A 21,350-nucleotide genomic window follows, 5' to 3' on the forward strand; every position below is an offset into this window, starting at 1 on the left:
TCAAGAAAAACCTGTTTTCTGATCTACTGAGGAAGTCGGCTGCGGAGTGGGGAATTTCAAGGTGAAGCGAGTTCGTCCATCGGCTGAAGTGGCGGTAATGGAGCCTCCATGAGCTTCGACAATTGCTCGGGTGATTGCCAAACCCAATCCGCTACCGTCTGAGTCCGGATGAGCCCTGGAAGGGTCAGCTCGGTAGAAGCGGTCAAATAACCTGGGCAGGACTTTGGGATCAATGTCCTGCCCTGTATTTTCCACAGTGACAAGTGTCCAGGAAGCTGCGGTCTCAATGTCGATGGTGACCATGCCTGCTTGCGGCGTGTAGCGCAAAGCATTAGATAGCAAATTACTCACAGCACGATGAAACATCAGCCGATCACCATCAATGAGTCCATCGCCTTTTAATTTCAAATGAATTTGCTTTTCTTCCGCGACAGCCTCGTAGAACTCCAGCAATGCATATGCTTCTTGTTGTGCGAAGAACTGCTCCTTACGCGGCAAGCTCACGCCCCGTTCGGTTTTGGCCAGGAACAGCATATCTGACACCATGCGAGCCAAACGCTGAAACTCTTCGGCATTCGAGGCAAGAATGTCTCTGTATGTCGCGGCATCACGCTTGGACGCCAGCACAACCTGAGTCTGGGTCAACAGGTTGCTGATGGGTGTACGTAGTTCATGGGCCAAGTCAGACGCGAAATCTGTCAGTCGCTGAAAATCATCCTGCAACCGATCCAGCATGCGATTGAGCTCATGCGCCAGATCGGCCATTTCAACGGGCACAGCCTCGACCGGCATGCGTTCACTCATCTTCTGCCCGGTCACAACTGCCGCCCGTGATTTCATCTCTCGCAGCGGTGCCAGCCCTTGCCGAGCGGCGAGCCAAGACAGAAGCGAGCACAGCAAAATTGCGGCAATCACATAAATGGCGAAGCTTGCTCGAATTCCGTCGAGAAATTGAATGTGATGCTTTGTGTCTGCAGCGATCAGTACCTTTAATGGTGACGGTGCGTAGGCCGGTAGCGTCTCAAAGCTCAAGGTGTGGAATTCTGCATCTGCGTGCCGCCACACCCCAAACGATCCTTCCTTGTCGATAAAACCCGAGTTGCGATCCGGCACTGCAAAGCCGGATGCGGGCGATTGAAATACGGTTTCTCCTTGGGCATCTTTCACCTGGACTTGAAGATCCTCGTGATAGTTCAGTGCCTCATTTAAACGCCAACGAGCATCATCGACCGACTTGGTGTTCTGGAGAATTTTCTCGATCAAATGGCGCTTGTCTTGAAGCGTCATTCGGTCCAATTCCACGAAATGCTTTTCTGTAACAACTAGGAACAAACCACCTAAGCCAAGCACTACGGCTGCCGCAACAGACGTGAAGAAAAGGGCCAAACGACTAGTTAAAGAGAGCTTTCCCTTGCGAGTGAAACGCTGCACCTATTCCTCCTCAGGAACGTCAAGCACGTAGCCCATTCCCCGTACGGTCTGGATTAGTTTGATCGAGTGGCCTTCATCAATTTTGGCTCGCAGACGGCGCATGGCCACCTCAATGACGTTGGTGTCGCTGTCGAAATTCATGTCCCATACCTGCGATGCGATCAACGAACGTGGCAGCACTTCACCATGACGACGCATCAGCAACTCCAAGAGTCCAAACTCTTTGGCGGTGAGATCAACACGTTTGCCATTGCGAGATACACGTCGACGCAGCAGGTCTAGCTCAAGATCTGCAACAGTCAGAGTAGTGCCTTCGTTGGCCGGATGTCCTCGTCTAAGAATGATGCGAACTCTGGCAAGTAGCTCAGCAAACGAAAACGGCTTCACCAGGTAATCATCTGCACCGAGCTCCAGCCCTTTGACGCGATCCTCGACATGGTCCCGTGCAGTAAGAAACAGGACCGGCATATGTAGGCCCCGATCACGCAGAGCTTGGAGGACCTGCCAACCATTGAGACCCGGCAGCATGACGTCCAAGATCACCAATGAGTATTCTCCTTGCAGAGCCATATGCAAGCCATCTGAACCATTTGGAACCAGATCAGCAATGTAGCCAGCTTCGGTCAACCCTTGGCGCAGGTACTCACCTGTTTTAGGCTCATCCTCGACAATCAAAACCCTCATGTAATCGCTCCGCTGCAGTAGATGCTCAAGAGTGTGCCTAGTTTGACGCCCTCTGACATGAAGATAAGAAAAATGTAATGCTCCTGAAATCCTGGCGATAGAAAGACTTAACACTGCCTAGTTGCTCCCTCCTGGTCAGTCATCAAGCGTGGCGAGCAGAGTGAACCTCCTGGCTGCAACGAAGGCATTTCTTGATAGACGCCTCCAGTCGCAGTGAACATGACGCGAGCATTACATGAATGTAATGAGCGAGTCACTCCACCGAAATTCAGCGCGCCCTAGCATACTGAACATATCGAGCGCTCTTTGCTTCAAGCAAGCGTCGCCGAAAACGATTTTGTTGAAAGCTCTGGAGGATTTCACCTTATGCCGCGTCATTCGCCATTTTTTGTCACTCCCACTCAAGGGTTCTCTCGTCGGCGCTTCGTTCAGGGACTGGCCGCAGGAGGCGTGCTGGCGGGCCTGTCAACGCAGTCGCTCATGGCATTCGCGCAGCAGAGCTCAACAGTCCGTGGGGCCGCGCCGGTGCTGAAGGGTAACGAGTTCGATCTGGTGATCGCCGAGTCCGCAGTGAACTTTACGGGCAAGCCTGGCATGGCGACAACGATCAATGGATCGCTTCCTGCACCAACCCTGCGCTGGCGAGAGGGTGAGACGGTGACGATTCGCGTCACGAACAAGCTTCGCGAGGCCACTTCTATTCATTGGCACGGCATTATCTTGCCCTACCAGATGGATGGAGTTCCAGGCATCAGCTTTGCGGGCATTCCTCCTGGAGAGACGTTTACCTACCGCTTCAAGGTTCAGCAAAGCGGTTCCTACTGGTATCACTCACATTCAGGCATGCAGGAACTCACCGGCATGTATGGAGCGATCATCATTGATCCCGCAGGACCTGAGACTATCCGTGCAGATCGTGACCATGTCGTGCTCTTCTCTGACTGGACTGACGAAGACCCCATGCGCGTTTTCGCAAAGCTCAAGGTTCAGGGCGACTACTACAACTACAACCAGCCCACGGTCTTTGATTTCTTCCGTGATGCATCGCGTGATGGCGTGTCAGCGGCATTAGACAAGCGCAAGATGTGGAACGAGATGCGCATGAATCCAACGGATTTAGCCGACCTCTCTTCTGCGACCCTGACCTACCTCGCAAATGGCGTCACACCTGCAGGCAATTGGACTGCTCTTTTCCGTCCGGGCGAGCGTGTCCGGCTGCGCATGGTCAACGGCGCGGGCAATACCTTCTATGACGTACGTATACCGGGCCTGAAGCTCACGGTGGTGCATGTTGACGGTGTCGACGTAGAGCCTGTGACTGTCGATGAATTCCGATTCGGCCCTGGCGAAACCATAGACGTGATTGTCGAGCCACGTGATGACGCCTATACGATTTTTGCCCAGTCGATGGACCGAACAGGCTACGCACGCGCTACGTTAGCAGTGCGCGAAGGCCTGCAGGCTCCAGTCCCCGCACTCGATCCCGTCGAATGGCTGGGTATGAGCGACATGATGGGCGCCATGAGCCATGGCAGTTCTGGAGCCGACATGGACATGACCGGCATGTCTGGGATGACCGGCATGTCTGGGATGACCGGCATGTCTGGGATGACCGGCATGTCTGGGATGACCGGCATGTCTGGGATGACCGGCATGTCTGGGATGACCGGCATGTCTGGGATGACCGGCATGTCTGGGATGACGGGTATGGCCGGGATGGCTGGTATGTCGGGGGCAATGGCCGGCATGGATCATGGTGCGATGGCCGGCATGAATCACGGTGGTATGGCGATGGACCATAGTCAGCATGCCAAGCCTGCTGGGAGCTTGGCAGTGCCCAGCACCACCGCACGCCATGCTCGCACTGAATATGGCGCAAGAACAGATATGCGAGTCGATATGGCCCGCACCAATCTTGACGATCCCGGTATCGGTCTGCGCAATAACGGCAGACGGGTGCTGACCTTGGCAGATCTGCATACACCTTCAGGTCCGATGGACTCGCGCGGTCCTGGACGAGAGGTGGAGTTGCACCTGACGGGGAATATGGAGCGATATTCCTGGTCTCTTGATGGATTGGAGTTCGGGCAATCAACGCCTGTTCACTTCCGTCACGGCGAGCGTTTGCGAGTCATCCTGCACAACGACACGATGATGACTCACCCTATGCACTTGCATGGGATGTGGAGTGAACTGGAGAGCCCTGATGGTCGATTCCTCGCCCGTCGACACACCTTGCCAGTACAGCCTGCACAACGCATCAGCTTCTTGGTGACGGCAGATGCTCTGGGGCGCTGGGCATGGCATTGCCACCTGATGTTCCACATGGATGCAGGCATGTTCCGCGAAGTCGTAGTGTCTTGAACAAACCTCACAAGGAAGATCAAAAATGTCCAAAGCACTCCCTATTCGTGCATTGTCCACTGCGCTCCTCGCTCTGGTGAGTATTGCGGCCCAGGCGCAAAGCGACCATTCATCGCATGGCCAAGCGAATATGCAAATGGAAGCACCGGCAAGCCCTGCCACAACTGCAGCTGATCCACATGCAGGTCATGGTGCTATGACTGGCAGCGCTGCAAGCGGCCCTGCGATGGATCACGGCAGCATGCAGATGCAAGGGGGATCCGCACCTCCAGATGCTCGCGACCCACATGGGTATTCCAATGGGTTGACCTTGGGATCGGGCGATTACGCGGTGCCTGGCGTCCCGCGCTTGATGCTTGCGGACGAGCATACCTTTGCCTCGCTGCGTGGTGAGACCCTGGAACGCCGTTTTTCACGCAGAGGTGATGATTCAACGGCCTATGACTTGCAAGCATGGTACGGGACCTCATACAACAAAGCTGTCTTGAAGGCAGAAGGTGACGTCGCCAAAGGAAAGCTCGAAGAGTCTCGCACCGAACTGCTATGGAGCCGTGCTGCCACAACCTATTGGGATACACAGCTTGGTCTGCGCTTAGACAACGGCGTGGGACCTAGCCGTCAATGGCTGGCATTTGGTGTGCAGGGCCTGGCCCCTTACTGGTTCGAGCTGGAGGCCACAGCCTATGTTGGCAGTGGCGGCAGAACTGCGCTTCGCCTAAATGCAAGCTACGAACTATTGCTGACTCAGCGCCTGATCCTTGAGCCTAGAGCTGAAATGCAGTTTTACGGCAAGGATGATCCAGAGCGCCACATCGGCAAGGGCCTAGCCGAAGCATCTGCGGGCTTGCGACTGCGCTACGAGTTCAGCCGTCAGTTCGCTCCATATATCGGCGTCGAACGTGCGGGCAGTTTCGGGCGAACCGCTGATCTCGTTCGTGCAGACGGCGGCCGTGCTCAACAAACACGATGGGTGGCCGGTGTCCGCTTCTGGTTCTAGCCTGGCCAATGTCCCCTTCCTAGTTGGCGCGTCCTTGGGAGCGCCAACTCTACAGACCTAGATTCGACATCTGTTTTCAAACCACCATCACACTTAGATAGGAGTCCTCATGAACCGCTCAAACCTGGTCGCTAAGTTCATCGCGCCAATTGCCGCAACACTGTTCGCTTCCGCAGCATTTGCACATCCTTCGTTAGTTTCCTCCTCTCCTGCGGATAAGTCGCAGGTTGCTGCACCTGCAACGATTGAGCTGAAGTTCTCGGAAACGCTGGTTCCTCAGTTCTCGGCTGCGAACTTGATCATGACGGGCATGCCCGGGATGCCGAACCACGGTGCAATGAAGGTCAGCGCAAGCGTCTCTGGCGCTAGCGATGGCAAAACCATGGTCATTACTCCTGCGCAAGCACTTCAACCCGGTGCCTATCGCGTGGATTGGCGTGCCGTGTCTTCGGACACACACCCGATCAATGGCAATGTCACATTTCAGGTGAAGTAACCAAATGGCCGAGGATTGGTTCACCATCGTTTTGCGCCTCGCGCTTTATCTGGACATGGCTGCAGCTTTTGGCGTCGCCGTGTTCGGCGTCTATGCCCTTGGCCATGACGAGCGATCCTTGGCAATTGCGCGTCGCTATCGCGTTTGCGTTGGTGTATGTGCAGTAATCGGGATTGGACTGTCAGTGATTGGCATGACAGTCCTTGCCAAGGCCATGTCCGGTGCGCAAACTTACTCCGAGTTGTCAACGCATATCTTCGAGATGCTCATCACCGGCACTCACATGGGCCTTGCTTGGTGCATTCGTATTCTTGCGCTAGCGCTTTGCATCTTGATTGCCCTAGTGAAGTTCAATCCAACGTTTCGCTTCGTTGCCATGTCCGTATCTAGCGGTGTAGCGCTGGCGACACTGGCCTGGGCTGGTCATGGAGCGATGGACGACGGAATGCGTGGATACATCCACCTTGCTTCAGACATCTCCCACCTCTGGGCAGCAGGTGCATGGGTCGGCGCGTTGCTTGCTTTTTTGATCTTAGCCACAAGTAGGGCAAATGCGACACAGGACACTGTCGCCATATTGAGCCGCACATCAAACGGCTTTGCCCATGTCGGAACGCTGATCGTTTTCGTTCTTGCGGCCAGTGGTGTAGTCAACTATGTATTGATCGCAGGGCCTTCGCTTGATCCGCTTGTTTCGACACTCTATGGTCAGTTGCTGCTAGGCAAGCTAGTGCTGGTTCTCGGAATGCTTGCTTTGGCAGCTGCAAATCGGTTCCGGCTTAGTCCAAGTCTGGAGGCATCATTGGGCTCAGGGAATCGCGCGCAAGCAGTCGCTAAGCTACGCCAGAGCCTGTTCATGGAGACAACACTTGCAGTTCTGGTTTTGGCGAGTGTGGCTTGGCTAGGGATTCTTTCCCCAAAAGGAATTTGATCCTCCGAGATCAACCACCGACAGCAGAAGCGGAGCTGCTCTAAGCAGACGTAGACACTGATAGGAAGGGTAAAACGCTTCCGTCGATTCATGCTTGGATGGCGTCCGCGTCATGTAGTCAGACAAAGGCCATCTCAACAAAGAACTATTTCTTAAATTGAGATGGCCACAAGCAGCGAACTCTGATTGCGCTATCTCAGAATAGGTGGATAGAGTTGTTTTTCGAGCAGATTCTGGCTTGACATTCACATGGTGTAAGGGCCAAGAATCGATCCAACATCGTGAAGGGCCATCGGCATGCATCATCATCAGCATCGATCTTCTTCAGAGTCAGTTGAGTTGGAAAACACCATGACTGAGGCTGAGCCTTTGCAAGATCCTGTTTGCGGCATGACTGTCTCTCTACAGTCGCCTCATCAGATAGTTCACGAGGGACGGACCTATCGCTTCTGTAGTGCCGATTGCCAGCAAAAATTTGCTCATGCCCCTGCGCAATTCATATCGAGTAGCGGGCAGGCGGATCACGCAGTAGAGGGCTCAGTCTATGTATGCCCAATGCATCCTGAAGTCCATCAAGATCATCCGGGGCGTTGTCCTAAATGCCAAATGCATTTAGTGCCTGAGGCCCAGTTACGCAGCTCGCACGAACATGCTCATGTGGCTGCAAGTCATTCAGATCAGAAATCGTTTGATGACTCGGGCGTGGTTCCCGCCGGAACGATCTATACCTGCCCGATGCATCCGGAGGTCCGGCAAGATCATCCCGGAAACTGCCCTAAATGCGGAATGACTCTGGAGCCACTGATCCCGGTTGGAGAAGAGGACAACAGCGAGTTGCAAGACTTTCAACGGCGATTCTGGTGGACGCTACCACTCACCCTGATTGTTACCACTCTGGCCATGTTCGGACACAAGTTCGGCTGGTTCACTATGCAGACCCAAACATGGGTCGAGTTGACTCTTTCCCTGCCCGTGGTGCTATGGACGGGCTGGCCCTTTTTTGTTCGAGGCTGGCAGTCAATCATCCACCGCAGTCCGAACATGTGGACGTTGATCAGCTTGGGATCGGGAGCCGCCTTTGTCTACAGCCTCGTAGCGACGCTGGCACCTGGTGTGTTTCCCGACTCGTTCGTATCCATGGGCCGTGTAGCTGTTTATTTCGAGGCAGCGGTGGTCATCATTTCTTTGACCATGTTGGGGCAGATCATTGAGCTGAAGGCTCGCTCTCAGACCTCGGCCGCTATCAAATCATTGCTTAGCCTAGCTCCTAAGACGGCAAGGCGTATCAATGCAGATGGCAGTGAGGAAGATGTTCCCCTCAGCCACGTGCATGTCGGAGACCTGCTGCGCGTACGTCCAGGCGAGAAAGTACCCGTGGATGGCATTGTCACGGAAGGTCAAAGCGCCGTTGATGAATCGATGCTCACGGGCGAGCCAATACCTGTGACAAAGCGCGTTGACGACAAACTGATCGGCGCCACACTCAATACGAGTGGAGCTCTGGTCATGAGGTCAGAAAAGGTGGGGGCTGCCACCATGCTTTCCCAGATCGTTCAGATGGTTGCATCGGCCCAACGGTCGAAGGCACCGATGCAGCGAATGGCCGACGTAGTGGCTGGAAAGTTCGTTCTGGTTGTCGTGCTAGTCGCTGTAGTGACCTTCTTCGTCTGGGGCATTTTTGGCCCAGAGCCCAGTTGGGTGTTTGGGTTGATCAATGCCGTCGCGGTACTCATCATCGCCTGCCCATGCGCGCTAGGTTTGGCCACACCCATGTCAGTAATGGTGGCCACAGGGCGCGCTGCAGAGCAAGGCGTTTTGTTCCGTGACGCAGGCGCCATCGAAAAAATGCGTGAAGTGGATACGCTCATCGTAGATAAAACGGGCACCCTGACAGAAGGTCGGCCTGCATTCGATAAAGCGATTCCTGCTCCAGATTTCACCACTGACGAAGTTTTGAGGCTTGCCGCTAGCTTGGACCAAGGTAGCGAGCATCCGCTTGCGGATGCCATCGTCCGAGCTGCACGCGAACAAGGCTTGCAGCTCGCAAAACCTGCGGATTTCGATTCCGCCAGCGGTATTGGTGTACGAGGAACCGTTGAAGGACGGCGCTTGGCATTAGGCAACACCACACTGATGGCGCAAGAAGGCGTATCTGCATCCTCCTTGCAAGCAGACGGAGAACGTCTGCGGGGAGAGGGGGCAAGCATCATTCATTTAGCGGTTGATGCGAAATTCGCGGGCATTTTGGCGGTAACAGACCCTATCAAAGCTAGCACTCTGGATGCCATCCAAACGCTTCATGCAAGCGGCTTGCGAATTGTCATGGCAACCGGAGATGGTCTTACCACAGCCAAGGCTGTTGGTGCCAAGCTTGGAATTGATGAAGTCCATGGCGAAGTCAAGCCCGCCGACAAGCTAGCTCTCGTGGAGCGATTGCAAAGTGAAGGCCATGTGGTTGCCATGGCTGGTGATGGGATCAACGATGCGCCGGCCTTGGCAAAAGCTGATGTAGGTGTGGCCATGGGAACCGGGACCGACGTAGCAATGAACAGCGGTCAGATCACGCTGGTCAAGGGTGATTTGCGTGGCATTGCCCAGTCTCGTGAAATCTCAACTGACACAGTGCGCAATATGCGACAGAACTTGCTGTTTGCCTTCATCTACAACGGAATTGGTGTGCCAATTGCAGCGGGAGTTCTGTATCCGTTCACAGGGTGGCTTCTGTCGCCAATGATCGCGGCACTTGCTATGAGCCTGAGTTCGGCATCTGTGATCTTCAATGCATTGCGTTTAAGAAGATAGCTATCGCATTGGTGAATTTCAGTTTACTTACGCGGCCGTTCCGCTCAATGCCTCGGGGTCATTCATCGGGTGAATACAAGCATTGAGCTTGATGGTGCCGGACTGCGCTCAAAACGTTTGAGCGTGCTTGAGCAAGAGGCTGGGAATTATCTACTGTAGCGGGGCAGTCCAGTCGCTCTCCATACCGGAAACCGAATGATTGTCAGTTGTTCTTTCTAAGACAAGCCAGAATGGAATGCAGGCAGATGTTAGCCAGTCCGGTCAAACGAGCGAAGTTTATGCGTGCGCTCGATGAATCTCCTGTCGTTGATGATTTATTGAACGTCAAAACTTTTTCTGCACTCACCACATATCAGCTTAATGCCCGGTTTCCCCCAGACGGATATCGAATCTTTGCAGCCGGTGCAACTGTATTTCACTCGGTTCGACTTGTTCGCAGGGGCAATCAGTGCCCCCTCATCATCGGTAGCGGTCGCGAAAGCTTGGCCGGCGGGCTTCAAAGCTTCTGCCAATGCGGGCATGCTGACCATCGGCGGCTTGCTGCCCTCAATTCCTTGAATGTGGTTGGCCATGCTGGCTTGGCCTGCAAGTACGTGATCTACCGAAGGGAAACGATCGTACCAACTGAGCTGAAACTTTGCTGTCAGCAGCTCCTGGCAAGCAGTCAGAAACCTGCCGCTTGCGACCGCATAGTCCGCCATGCAATCACCGGTTCGCGCGCCACCGGGTTGCCCGGTGGAAGAGGGCATGAGCCCAATGCTTTCCATCTTTCGTGCCCATTCCTCGTTGTGGTACCGGCCTCTCCCAGGCTTTCCGAAATGGTGCTGCCACAAGTGCGTCATTTCATGGACTTGGGTCTGGAGTGTTTCGATGATCGGTACGACCGCAAAGTAGGTCGGATTCATCGCAATCTCATCCGTGGTTGAGCCGTCCAACGAGGCAAAGCGAGCTGCAGAGAAGTAGCCGAAAGTCCGCTTTTTCCACTGCAGCGTAATCAAGCAGCTTGGAAGCTGCCCCTCAAACAGCCGCTCGTTGAAATGGTCGTAGGCCATCTGCAGCTCCTTGTAGGTTTCCTGCGTGGGCGCCAAGCGGGGTGAGGACACAAGGTCAAGCTGGTTTGGCTGATTGATCATATTTGTATTGTGCAATACAAATCATCATTCACAAACATCCAATCTGATGCGACAATGCATCAAATTTGATGTTAAAGGAGTAGCCATGAGGTCGACCTTTACGATCGACGACGAAGTCGTGAACCGTGCCCGTGCTGTTGCAGCGCCTGGTATTGCTGTGCCTGAACTAGTACGCCTAGCACTTGAAACCTTCACTCGCGTCGAGGCAGGCAAGCGCTTGGCTGCCCTGGGCGGAAGCGTGCCAGACATGCCTGATGTGCCACGCCGTGGCAGTGAGGCGGATGCTGAAGGCTCTCGCTGATGCCGGTGTCCGTTCTAGTCGATACATCGGTGTGGGTGAGGCATTTTCGTGAGGCCGACACACACCTGCAGGAGCTGCTGGTGCAAGACAGCGTGCTGATGCATCCCATGGTGCATGCAGAGTTGGCCTGCGGCACGCCGCCAGCGCCGCGTGCCGATACGCTCGCAGCTTTGGCCATGCTGCGTCCGAGCCAGGAAGCGTCAATTCCCGAGACTTTGGCCTTCCTTGAGAATAACAAGCTATTCGGTAAGGGCTGCGGCTTGGTCGATCTATCGCTGCTGGCCTCGACGCTAATCACACCAGGCGCTTTGCTTTGGACTGCAGATCGACGCCTCGCGGAGTTGGCCGCTCAGCTTGGCGTGGCCTATGCCATACCAACGCATTGAGAGTCGGGAAAGCCCTTCTTCGTCGATCGGATAAGCAGACGCCGAACCTCGCCGCATCCTGAAGTCGCGCCGACCGCATTAAGACAAGAAGTGCTGCTACTCAATCCGCAGCATTAGCTAAATGCCATCAACGTCATAGCGCAAATAAGCTTTCAGGTTTTTATACTGTACATCCATGCAGGTAAAAGCCATGACAGCAGCAACTCACTCCATTCCGTTCCAAGCAGAGGCGATCAATGGCAAGGCCATGGTTACGGAACTGAAACCGAGCCGCTGATATAAAAAAAGAGCCTGCCGTCCACGGCAGGCTCTTTGGTTAAGACATTCGTTTAGGCGCAAAGCGTACTAGCAGAGCTCTAAATTCGCGAGCCATCGTGGGCTTTCGTTTAGCTGCTACCAACCGCCGAAAATTGGACTAAAACAGGCATCCGTTATTGGCAGTACAGGTGTGTGCTTCCGGCTACTGCTGTTGGACATTCCCCAATGGATCATGTTTTTGCTGGCGCCTGAAGATCTCTGAGAGTAGGGGGCTCGGAGCATGCCCGAAACACCCCACTAAGTGCGCCTATTAGTCTCAAACGATTCGGGGGGTTCGAGCCTTCACGGCGTTCATGGCAAAGCCCGCTAAAGCAACGGCAAACACCAAAGCTTGGGCAATCGCGGTTTCCGCTGACGGATAGATGCCAAGCACTTCAATGCGCGGCCAATGGATCGGGCTCGCGCTCAACCAGCCGGCCTCCTGGAGGCCGGCAACCCCCTTGCCAGCGAGCACTACCGCGAGCACCGCAACCAGGATCGAACTGAGGCTGAAGAACTTGCCAATCGGCATGCGCGCACTGCTCCGCAGCATAAGCCATGCAATGACGGCTAGGATGGCCACTCCGCATACCAATCCGCCTAGCAAGGCACTGTTGTTGCCGTCACTGGTCAGTGCCGAGTAAAACAACACGGTCTCAAACACCTCGCGGTAGACGGCGATGAACGACAAGGCGAACAATGCCCACGCTGAACGCCGCGTCATAGCTGCCGAAAGTTTTTCCTTTAGGTAGGCCTGCCACTTGCCCGCTGCGCTTTTCTGGTGCATCCAGAGCCCTACGCTCAGCAGCACAACGGACGCGAACAGAGATGAAACCCCCTCGGTCACCTCACGGCTTGCGCCGCTGATGCTCATGAAGTAGGTGGCCACCGCCCAGGTCAGACCACCGCAAGCCAGTGCGGCCACCCAACCACCATGCACATAGCCCAGCACATCGCGTCGCTCTGCCTTCTTCAGGAAAGCCAGCATTCCCACGACGATCAACAGCGCTTCAACCCCTTCGCGTAGCAGGATCGTGAGGGAGGCAACGAAGGTGGTTAGTGGGTCTGCCTTATTAGCGCCGAGTTCGGCGTCCACCTGGGCAAACAGATCGTCCAACTTCTGTGCTGTGGCATCGGCTTGTTCCAACCGCCCACCGGCGAGCGCACCGCGATAGGCCAGCATGGCATTTTCGACTTCTGTGAGAAGTGCCTGGTTGCGCGCGCGCAATGCAGGCTCCAGCGGCTCAAAACCATCCAAGTAGGCCGACAGGCCCAGTCGTGTTGCGCTGGCCCGGTCACCCGCGCGCGCCGCGGCAAGGCTCTCCTGAAGGAGCGAGCGGGCCTGGGTTAGTCCGCCAGAGCCGCTCACGACAGCGGTGACTTCTGGGTGGCTACGAACATATGCGGTGAGGTCGCGAGCAGCGTCTGGAGCTATCAGTTCGGATAAAGCGGCTTCGGTCAAGGTCGCTGCAGCAGCTAGGTCGGGAAAGACAGCCTTAGCGGCGGTGTCTCGACCCCAGGATTGTTCGCCGCGAGCACGCATGGCATCGTCATGCGACAGTGTTCCTGTGAAGAAGGCCAGCGCCCATCGATCCTCGTCAGCGAGCGTGCCAAAGCCCGGCATCGATGTGCCGGTCATGCCTTGAGAAATAACCTGGTACAGCGCGAGCACACTTCGCGAACGGGCACGATCATGATCGGTGAAGGCGATCGGGGGCGGGTCTAGCTTGGTGCTGAGTGGGCCGTCGCCAGCACCCGTTGCCCCGTGGCATGACGCGCACTTGGTTTCAAACAGCACCTTAGCGCGTGCGAGATCCGGTGGCTGAGTCGGAGATAGCGGAAACGGATAGGCTTTGACCAACGCCGCAGCCAGCGAATTGGCACTGTCGGCCACTGCTTTGGCGTCCGCCTTTGCGGCAATAAGGTCTCCGAGCACTTTGGCCTGCCGCTGCAACTCGGGCAGCATCGGAGTGCTCGGCAATGCGGCGAGCTGCAGTACAGCGGTTGCCGCGAATTCCTTCATTTCTTCGTATTCGCTCGCACTTTGAATCTGGCCGTTGCTTACTGCGCCACCGTAGTCGACCGCCAGGTAGTCCAGCAACTGCCAGGTCTGCTTAGCCTGATCGCTTACAGCAGGGTCGGCAGACCAGGCAGGAGAAGCCGACCAGAGCACAAACAATGCGGCTATTGCCAGGAATCTTCTGGCGTAAAGAGAAAGCATTTTCATGATATGGAAGTGTTATTGATTCTCATTTTATTCAGGATATGGTCCACTGGGCGTTGCCCTAGGCCGTTCAGCATAGGTTTCTAAAAAGGAGGTTTGCTTGTTGTAGGCAAAAAAATGATTCAACCAACAACGCCGCATAACTTAGGTTATATTTCTCGATCGAGTCACGGCCAACTGGGCTGAACGCCTATAAGAGGCAACATATCCATCCTCGTCGTGGTTACTGAACGATTACGTGACGACCGCTGCCAAGATTAGTGTTCCCAGTGCAATGCGATACCACGCGAAAACTCCAAATCCATGTCCGGTCAGATAGCGCATCAGAAGGCGTATGGCAAGCAGCGCAAATGCGAAAGAGGCAAGGAGACCCATTACAAAAACGCCGATATCGTCGCTTGACAATGCGTCCCAGTGCTTGAAGAGGTTGTATCCGGAGGCGGCCCCCAAGATTGGAATGCCAAGGAAAAACGAAAACTCCGTCGCCGCCTGCCGTGAAGCCCCGAACCATAGCCCGCCGATAATCGTCGAGCCTGAGCGCGAAGTACCCGGCCAAAGTGCAAGGCACTGCACGAAGCCAATCTTCAATGCGTCGATTCGACTGATCTCTTCGGCACGCTCGGCCTTTACATTCACGGGCCGCCGCTCGGCCCACAGTATCGCGATACCACCGACTACGAGTGCGACGGCCACTGGCCCTGGACTAAATAGCAGCCTCTGCACATGAGATCCAATCAGCAATCCGAGCACTGCCGCAGGCATGAATGCAATGGCGAGGTTCACTAAGAACCGGCGAGCGCCCTGATCGGCACGCGCTGAGACAACAACGCCTGCCAGACGAGCCCTATATTCCCAGATGACCGCGCGCATCGCGCCGAACTGGATGAACACTTCAAAGACGTCGCGTTTCTCTTTCGCAAGGAATGAGAGCGCATTGCCCGCCAGAATCAAGTGCCCTGTCGAAGAGACTGGCAAGAATTCCGTGATGCCTTCGACGACGCCCATCATTAGCGTCTTGAGAACAAGTTCAGCGTGCATTTGCAGACGGCAGTGGTGACGCCGAGTGGGGCATCAGTTTCTCCGAAGCCATGTTCACGGCTCCGCATATGTCAATGAAAAGATGGATCATCGTGCTGGTGTATGGGAATCTGCGCCGTTTCGTCCATGGCCGCGAAAAGCAGCGATCAGCAGAACCCCCGCTCCCAGGGTGATGCCAATGTCGGCGGCATTGAACGCCGGCCAGTGCCAATCACCCCAATGGAAATCGAGCCAGTCCACCACGGCCCCATACCGCAGACGATCAAGTACATTGCCGAGCCCGCCTCCGAGAATTGCCGCATAGCCCACAGCCTCAGGTGCTTTAGTCTTCTCGCAGGCAATGAGCCAGGTGAGAAGGGCAGAAGCAGCGAACCCGATAGCAACAAAAAAGCCGCGTTGCCACCCACCCGCCTGCGCCAAGAAGCTGAAGGCCGCACCTGGATTCAGCCAATGCCCGATGCTGAACCATGGCGTGATTTCATGAGAGCCATACAAGGGAATCCACGCGACTATGGCCGCCTTGGTCGCTATGTCGACGGCAAGCACAGTCACGGCCAGCAGATACACCCACAAATTAGTTCTCTTAATGGCCATGGGGCTTGATTTCCTCAGACGACCGCAGCAAGCGCATCCCATTGAAAACGACGGCCAGGCTAGCCCCCATGTCAGCCAGAATCGCCAGCCACAGACTTGCATATCCAGTAAATGCCAAGGCCATGAACACCGCCTTTGTCCCAAGCGCAAACACGATATTGGCCGTTAAGATGCCTGCAACGCGTTGCGATAGCCGGATGAACTCAGGAAGCTTACGGAGGTTGTCTTGCATCAATGCGACGTCAGCCGTTTCGATCGCTGTATCGGTACCAGCAGCGCCCATCGCAAAGCCTATGCTCGACTTGGCCAACGCTGGCGCATCGTTAACGCCATCCCCCACCATACCAACTGGCCCGCGTGCCAGTAGCCCTTCGATTGCCAATAGTTTGTCCTGGGGAAGTAGTTCGCCCTTGGCGTCGGTGATGCCCACATGCGCAGCCACAGCTTGCGCGGTTTTCGCATTATCGCCAGTCAACATTACTGGCTCGATCCCCAGCGACTTGAGTTCGGCGATCGCTTGTCGGCTGGTGTCGCGCACCGTGTCGGCCACGGCCAGCAGGGCGAGTACTTGCTGGTCAGTTGCGAGGATCACAACGGACTTGGCCTCGTTCTCCAACGCATCGAGCTGAGTCTCGATCTCGAGAGTTGAAAGTCCCAGTTCGTTGATCAGCCGGTGGTTGCCGACGTAATAGACATCTCCATCGACGTAGCCTTTGACGCCTCGTCCAGGGATCGCTTCGAACTTGCCCACCTGAGCATGCGGTTGGTTGTAGCTGGCCACGATGGCAGTGGCCACAGGATGCTCCGACAGCGCATCGATGCTCGCAGCAATCCGCAGAACTTCTTCCGTCGGCTGACCACGCAACGGTATGACATCGGTCAGAGAAGGGCGACCATAGGTCAGGGTCCCCGTCTTGTCCAAAGCTACCGATTTCAGGTGCCGCCCCTGTTCGAGGTAAAGACCGCCCTTGACAAGGATGCCCCGGCGTGCGGCAGCTGCCAGGCCGCTGACCACGGTAACCGGCGTGGAGATCACCAAAGCGCAGGGGCAGGCAATGACCAGCATCACTAGCGCTTTGTAGACCCATTCGAACCAGGGCTGCCCGAAAGCGAACGGAGGAATGACCGCAACGGCGAGAGCAACCGCGAAGACCGCCGGTGTATAGATGCTGGCGAACTTGTCCACGAAGCGCTGCGTGGGTGCGCGTTGCCCCTGCGCCTCCTGCACCGATCGTGCAATACGGTCGAGAGTGGTTTCACCCTTTCGAGAGGTAACGCGGAACTCCAGCGTGCCGCGCTCGTTGATGGTACCGGCGAAGACCGTGGCACCGGCGGTTTTCTCCACGGGCATGCTCTCACCGGTGATCGGCGCCTGGTTTACCGATGATTGGCCCGCGACGACTTCACCATCCAATGCGATGCGTTCGCCCGGACGCACCCGTACAATGCTGCCGAGTGGCACGGAATCCGCCTTGACTTCATGCCATTGCCCGTCAGGCTGGCGTACCAATGCGTTCTCCGGCGCCAGATCCATCAGCTTGCGGATGGCATTGCGGGCCCGATCCAGGCTCAAGGCCTCAATCATCTCAGCGATACCGAAGAGCCAGATCACCACCGCTGCCTCAGGCCACTGCCCAATCAGGGCCGCACCGATGACGGCGACCGTCATCAACAGGTTCATGTTCAGCGAGCGCGTCTTCAGCGCAATCCAGCCCTTTTTGAGGGTCTCAACCCCACCCAAGCTGATGGCCGCGAGGCACGCAAGAATGATGGGCCAGGAAGCCTCGGATGCCCCCGCGAAGACCATGGCCTCTGCGCCGAGCGCTAGTACGCCGGAGACCGCCATCCGAATCCATTGCCCGCGCGAGATGCTGGTGCCGAAATCACGGGGCGCGGATGGCTCTGGGTCAGAGGTGCTTTGGAGCACTGGAGCCATGCCGAGTCGCTCAATCGCGGTCGTCACCGGAGCCAGATCGGCAAGATCGTGGCTCACCGTAAGCGTACGACCCATCAGATTGAAATTCAGGGCTTTCACCCCTGGCATACCTTCGAGCGCCTTGCGCAACAGCCCCTCCTCGGTTGGACAGTCCATTTTTTCGATGAGGTAGATGGCTTGGCCCTGCAGCGCGGTATCGCCGCTGCGCTCGATGCTGGCCTTCATGCCGACATCGTTCAGCGCCTTGAGGATCGGCGCAGGGTCCGGCAAATGATGCAGCACATCCAGCCGTCGCCCCATCAGGTTGAAATCCAGTCGCTCAATACCGTTGATTGCACCCAGGCGCTTACGGATCGTTGCCTCTTCGGTGGGGCAATCCATATTCGGAATAAGGAAGCGTGTACCGTTGCCTGTCACTGGTGTCCGGATTGAAGACGCCACCATGCGAGGGGGGAGGGCTTCGACAGCGATTGGCATGCTACCCGCCGTCTTTTGTACCGGCTGCATACCCAGATTCACGATGGCCTGGGCAATCGGAGTGGTATCGGTGAGCGTATGGGATACCGTCAACGTGTGGGTCTTCAGGTCGAAGTCCAACTTCTGTACCCCTTCCAAAGGCTCCAGCGTTGCGCGCAACTGGCGTTCTTCGCTGGGGCAATCCATTTGCTGGATGAGATAGACAAGCTGCGAAGACCTGGGCTGCACGACCGCCTGCATGCCAATGTCGTGAAGTGCACGCAGGATTGCATTTTGGCCGGCAGGCTCATGCACTACTTCCAAGTAATGAGCGGGCAAGTCAAAAACTACATCTTGGATGCCATCAATTTGCGCTAGCCGCTTGCGGATCTGGGCTTCCTCACTAGGGCAGTCCATATTGCCTATGAAAAAACCCGTCACGAGCGGCGCAACTGTCGCTTTCGTGATTCCTGTAGCGCACCCGCATGTTGAGCCGCAAGTTGCTTGCGTCATTGCATTGTTCATAGTCAGTTGTCCTTGAATTCCTGATCGCTGGTTCGCTGCACGTAGTAACGGCATCAGATGCGACAGCGCACTCTGGTTGATCATCACGCCGTCACTTGACTTCGGAACCTATCTAGCGCATCATTAAAAACCCTAAAGCAGATTGAGAGTCAAGGGAAACCCGCAACTAGTGCCAGGGAATACAGAGTGAAGATCGGTGAATTGGCCAGCGCGACAGGGGTGCAGATCCCAACAATTCGTTTCTACGAGCAGGAGGGATTGCTGCCACCTGCAGCGCGCACGGCAGGCAACTACAGGCGATATGACGAATCGCACGTCCAGCGACTAGCGTTTGTGCGGAATTGCCGCTCGTTGGATATTGGGCTGGACGATATCCGGTCTTTACTTCAATTGAAAGATAGGCAGCGTGAACCTTGCGGCGAGGTCAATGAGCTTCTGGACAAACATATCCTGCAGCTAGTCAAACGCATTGAGGAGCTGAAGGCTCTCGAGGGACAGTTGATCGCCCTTAGAGCGCAATGCTGTTCCGGGCAGGTCATCGAGCTGTGTGGAATACTTGATGGCCTGTCGTCGGCGTTGCAAAGTCCGGTGCCAAGGATGTTATGAAAGATATCGGCCGTCTACTCAGCGAACCCAAGAGTTTGACTCGGAAGAGATTTGATTTACACGAGGCGTCTGCATCGATGATGGACTTTCGGTGTATTGCGCATACTTGCACTGGTACTTCTGATTTGATCTCGCAACGTTGACAATCTGAACCTCAGTCGGTTCGATACATAGAAGCTTCACGCCCAACCTTCGAGGGATGTGGAAGTCATTCAATTTGGATCGTGTGGAATGCACGATCGCCCAGGGAAACATGAAGATCCATTTCACATCGTTGGGGCTTCTTATGCTCAAGTTCTTTATCTCACTCATCGGCCTACTTTGGCGATTCGCCCTCATTATTGGTGGGTTGGTGCTCGGATCATTCTGGAATGCAGCCTTGGCCTTCTTCACGTCACCCAGGACGATTGAAGAAAGCACCTCAATTTCCTCTGCATACGATGCTCATACAGCATTCCAGAATGGAGAAGTAGGCATGGCGGACCTTCAGTATTATTGTCAACAAGAAGAAGATCTTTAACTTACGATCACCGCTTTAAGCGAATGCTTGAGCCTTTGCCTGCTTTGTCAGAAAGATTGTCAGCCTTGTTAATACTGGAGTTCTCAAACCCCACACGATAGCCGACCCACGCCATCATGGAACTCCAGATAAGCGGAAGTGCGATGAACATCACCGCTAATAATGTGTTGAGGAGCATTCGTTTATACAACTGCGGCTGACCAGAGCTCACGCTTTGCGTAATCTCTTGCATCAATGCAGATCCGGTCAAACCTGGGTACATCGCATCGATTAAATGGGCGTCAAGCCACCGGGCTACAAACCACATGACGGCCCAAAATTTGACCGTAAATATTGCTAATCCTCCGACCACCATCATTTTTAAATCGTAGCAACTAATCACTACGATCAATGGCAGGAACATATACAACGCCATCAATACAAGTGCTTGAAGCATGGGAAGCATATTCAACAATGGAGCCATGCCGAGTGAGGATTCAAATGCCTGTTTACCCACTCCGATGGTACTAATCCCCCCTGTGACAGTACGCCAGGCGTTCGTGCCCTTGCCATAGTCATCGCCCAGCATCTTGTCAGGACTAACAAATGTCGGGTTGGCCTTCTCGAAGGCCAGTTTGGCCATGGCATCCTTGGCCTCATCTGTCGAGTTAAACGTGATAGAGTTTTGGGCGACTTGCAAGAGACTCCGCCATGTCGAGGTGTTGCTGGTGAGGCGCTCTCGCACTCCTCCGGTAGCAGCATCAGCTTCCCACCATTGCTTGCAGGTTGGGCGCCCCCAGTCCGGGTTCATAAAGCCCTGATCCGAAGCGCCACCTTGCATGTATTCGCTGTCGCGATTGAAGTCGATGCTCCAGCCAGGCACCGGGTTATATGAGCGCATCACGTCATAGAAACCGGGCTCTGTTCGGAACAACTGGCTGCCGACCCAGTCCACATCCGTGGGGCCATAGATGCTTCCCTCAGCAAGAATGCCCCGGCCGCTTGCCGAGATCTGGTTCTTGTCCATTGAGAAATACTGGCTCCGTGCCGGCACAAAGCACTCGCTGTAGAAGCGCTGCACATCGTGCAACAGAGCCGGATCTTCAATCGTGGCCATCCTGGCCAGATCTGCTACGACGCGCAGATCGCGTTCAGAGCTGGTCATGCCCGCCCGAAAAGCGCCATTGATGCCAGAGGACAGCCCCATGACGCTGTACCACCACAAGGGGACATAGGACAGGTTTCCAGATCGGGCAAAAGAGCCGTTCACCGCGTCTGCCATCGCTCGGTCGTAGCCCGAGTTCGTCCCGCCCTGTGTCGACACGACCTGGGGCTCAGAACCATCTGCAGTCTGCTCTGGCTTGTAGCTGAGATTGATGTTGTGCAGCGAGGTAAAAGGCGTTGTCGCGAAGCACAGCGCCATGACCAACAGCGCAGTAATCAGCTTGGTCTGCACCGACTCAATGAGAGCCAGCACACCATTAATGCCAGCTCCTTCTTCTTTGGCGCTATGCCAGGCGCTAAACACAATGAGCGCGAAGGGCAGGGCTGCCAGGCCGGTGCCGGTCAAAATCTCGCCGAGAAGGTTGGCGAATGCCCAGCCATAGAGCGTCGTAAAAAGTTCAAGATAGCTATCGAGCTGCATATCGA

At 55.4% G+C, this 21,350-nt stretch carries 17 protein-coding genes; 9 read left to right on the forward strand and 8 right to left on the reverse strand.

The window, feature by feature from the left end:
• Complete coding sequence (locus tag CSE6_RS21685) at positions 1–1,431, reverse strand: heavy metal sensor histidine kinase (protein ID WP_059441456.1); 1,431 nt, start codon at positions 1,429–1,431, stop codon at positions 1–3.
• Positions 1,432–2,115 carry a heavy metal response regulator transcription factor gene (locus CSE6_RS21690; RefSeq protein ID WP_003055075.1) on the reverse strand — a complete coding sequence of 228 codons (684 nt, stop codon included), beginning with the start codon at positions 2,113–2,115 and terminating at the stop codon, positions 1,432–1,434.
• A gap of 366 nt (positions 2,116–2,481) precedes the next feature.
• On the opposite strand from CSE6_RS21690, the gene CSE6_RS21695 reads away from it, so the two are divergent.
• From CSE6_RS21695 to CSE6_RS21715, 5 genes are all read left to right on the forward strand, one after another.
• Positions 2,482–4,479 carry a copper resistance system multicopper oxidase gene (locus tag CSE6_RS21695; protein ID WP_059441457.1) on the forward strand — a complete coding sequence of 666 codons (1,998 nt, stop codon included), beginning with the start codon at positions 2,482–2,484 and terminating at the stop codon, positions 4,477–4,479.
• Positions 4,480–4,504: 25 nt separating this feature from the next.
• A complete protein-coding gene (locus CSE6_RS21700) occupies positions 4,505–5,476 on the forward strand; it encodes a copper resistance protein B (protein ID WP_003055078.1) in 972 nt (323 codons plus the stop codon).
• A gap of 109 nt (positions 5,477–5,585) precedes the next feature.
• A complete protein-coding gene (copC, locus tag CSE6_RS21705; protein ID WP_059441458.1) occupies positions 5,586–5,972 on the forward strand; it encodes a copper homeostasis periplasmic binding protein CopC in 387 nt (128 codons plus the stop codon).
• A 4-nt stretch (positions 5,973–5,976) separates the two neighbouring features.
• On the forward strand, positions 5,977–6,903 hold the full coding sequence (gene copD / locus CSE6_RS21710) for a copper homeostasis membrane protein CopD (protein WP_019042273.1): 927 nt from the start codon (positions 5,977–5,979) through the stop codon (positions 6,901–6,903).
• 351 nt (positions 6,904–7,254) lie between these two features.
• Positions 7,255–9,705, forward strand: a complete 2,451-nt coding sequence (locus CSE6_RS21715; protein WP_083994786.1) for a heavy metal translocating P-type ATPase — start codon at positions 7,255–7,257, stop codon at positions 9,703–9,705.
• A gap of 314 nt (positions 9,706–10,019) precedes the next feature.
• Here CSE6_RS21715 and CSE6_RS21720 read toward each other — a convergent pair whose 3' ends face one another.
• Positions 10,020–10,838, reverse strand: coding sequence for a SprT-like domain-containing protein (locus CSE6_RS21720; protein ID WP_059441460.1), 819 nt, complete (start codon positions 10,836–10,838; stop codon positions 10,020–10,022).
• Positions 10,839–10,923: 85 nt separating this feature from the next.
• Between CSE6_RS21720 and CSE6_RS21725 the strand changes: the two genes are divergently transcribed.
• Entirely contained in the window at positions 10,924–11,139 is a 216-nt protein-coding gene (locus CSE6_RS21725) for a DUF2191 domain-containing protein (RefSeq protein ID WP_059441461.1), read from the forward strand.
• Complete coding sequence (locus tag CSE6_RS21730; RefSeq protein ID WP_083994787.1) at positions 11,139–11,525, forward strand: type II toxin-antitoxin system VapC family toxin; 387 nt, start codon at positions 11,139–11,141, stop codon at positions 11,523–11,525. The genes CSE6_RS21725 and CSE6_RS21730 overlap by 1 nt, the downstream gene beginning before the upstream one ends.
• 574 nt (positions 11,526–12,099) lie before the next feature.
• Here the strand turns inward: CSE6_RS21730 and CSE6_RS21735 are convergent.
• The 4 genes from CSE6_RS21735 to CSE6_RS21750 form a co-directional block, all read right to left on the reverse strand.
• The gene (locus CSE6_RS21735) at positions 12,100–14,049 is read right to left on the reverse strand and encodes a cytochrome c/FTR1 family iron permease (protein WP_059441462.1); all 1,950 of its coding nucleotides are present in this window, start codon (positions 14,047–14,049) and stop codon (positions 12,100–12,102) included.
• 231 nt (positions 14,050–14,280) lie between these two features.
• Positions 14,281–15,084 carry an undecaprenyl-diphosphate phosphatase gene (locus CSE6_RS21740; protein WP_059441463.1) on the reverse strand — a complete coding sequence of 268 codons (804 nt, stop codon included), beginning with the start codon at positions 15,082–15,084 and terminating at the stop codon, positions 14,281–14,283.
• Positions 15,085–15,171: 87 nt separating this feature from the next.
• Positions 15,172–15,678 carry a signal peptidase II gene (gene lspA / locus CSE6_RS21745; RefSeq protein ID WP_059441464.1) on the reverse strand — a complete coding sequence of 169 codons (507 nt, stop codon included), beginning with the start codon at positions 15,676–15,678 and terminating at the stop codon, positions 15,172–15,174.
• On the reverse strand, positions 15,668–18,595 hold the full coding sequence (locus CSE6_RS21750) for a heavy metal translocating P-type ATPase (RefSeq protein WP_193751160.1): 2,928 nt from the start codon (positions 18,593–18,595) through the stop codon (positions 15,668–15,670). The genes lspA and CSE6_RS21750 overlap by 11 nt, the downstream gene beginning before the upstream one ends.
• Positions 18,596–18,781: 186 nt before the next feature.
• Here CSE6_RS21750 and cadR point away from each other — a divergent pair, with 186 nt between their 5' ends.
• Positions 18,782–19,201, forward strand: coding sequence for a Cd(II)/Pb(II)-responsive transcriptional regulator (cadR, locus tag CSE6_RS21755; protein ID WP_059441466.1), 420 nt, complete (start codon positions 18,782–18,784; stop codon positions 19,199–19,201).
• 253 nt (positions 19,202–19,454) lie between these two features.
• Positions 19,455–19,721, forward strand: a complete 267-nt coding sequence (locus CSE6_RS21760) for a hypothetical protein (protein ID WP_238585763.1) — start codon at positions 19,455–19,457, stop codon at positions 19,719–19,721.
• Positions 19,722–19,728: 7 nt separating this feature from the next.
• On the opposite strand, the gene CSE6_RS21765 is transcribed toward CSE6_RS21760, so the two are convergent.
• Positions 19,729–21,345, reverse strand: a complete 1,617-nt coding sequence (locus CSE6_RS21765) for a conjugal transfer protein TraG N-terminal domain-containing protein (protein WP_059441468.1) — start codon at positions 21,343–21,345, stop codon at positions 19,729–19,731.
• Between the last annotated feature and the right edge of the window lie 5 nt (positions 21,346–21,350).

This window comes from Comamonas sp. E6 (assembly GCF_001010305.1).
In the GTDB taxonomy this organism is placed as follows: Bacteria; Pseudomonadota; Gammaproteobacteria; order Burkholderiales; family Burkholderiaceae_C; genus Comamonas; species Comamonas thiooxydans.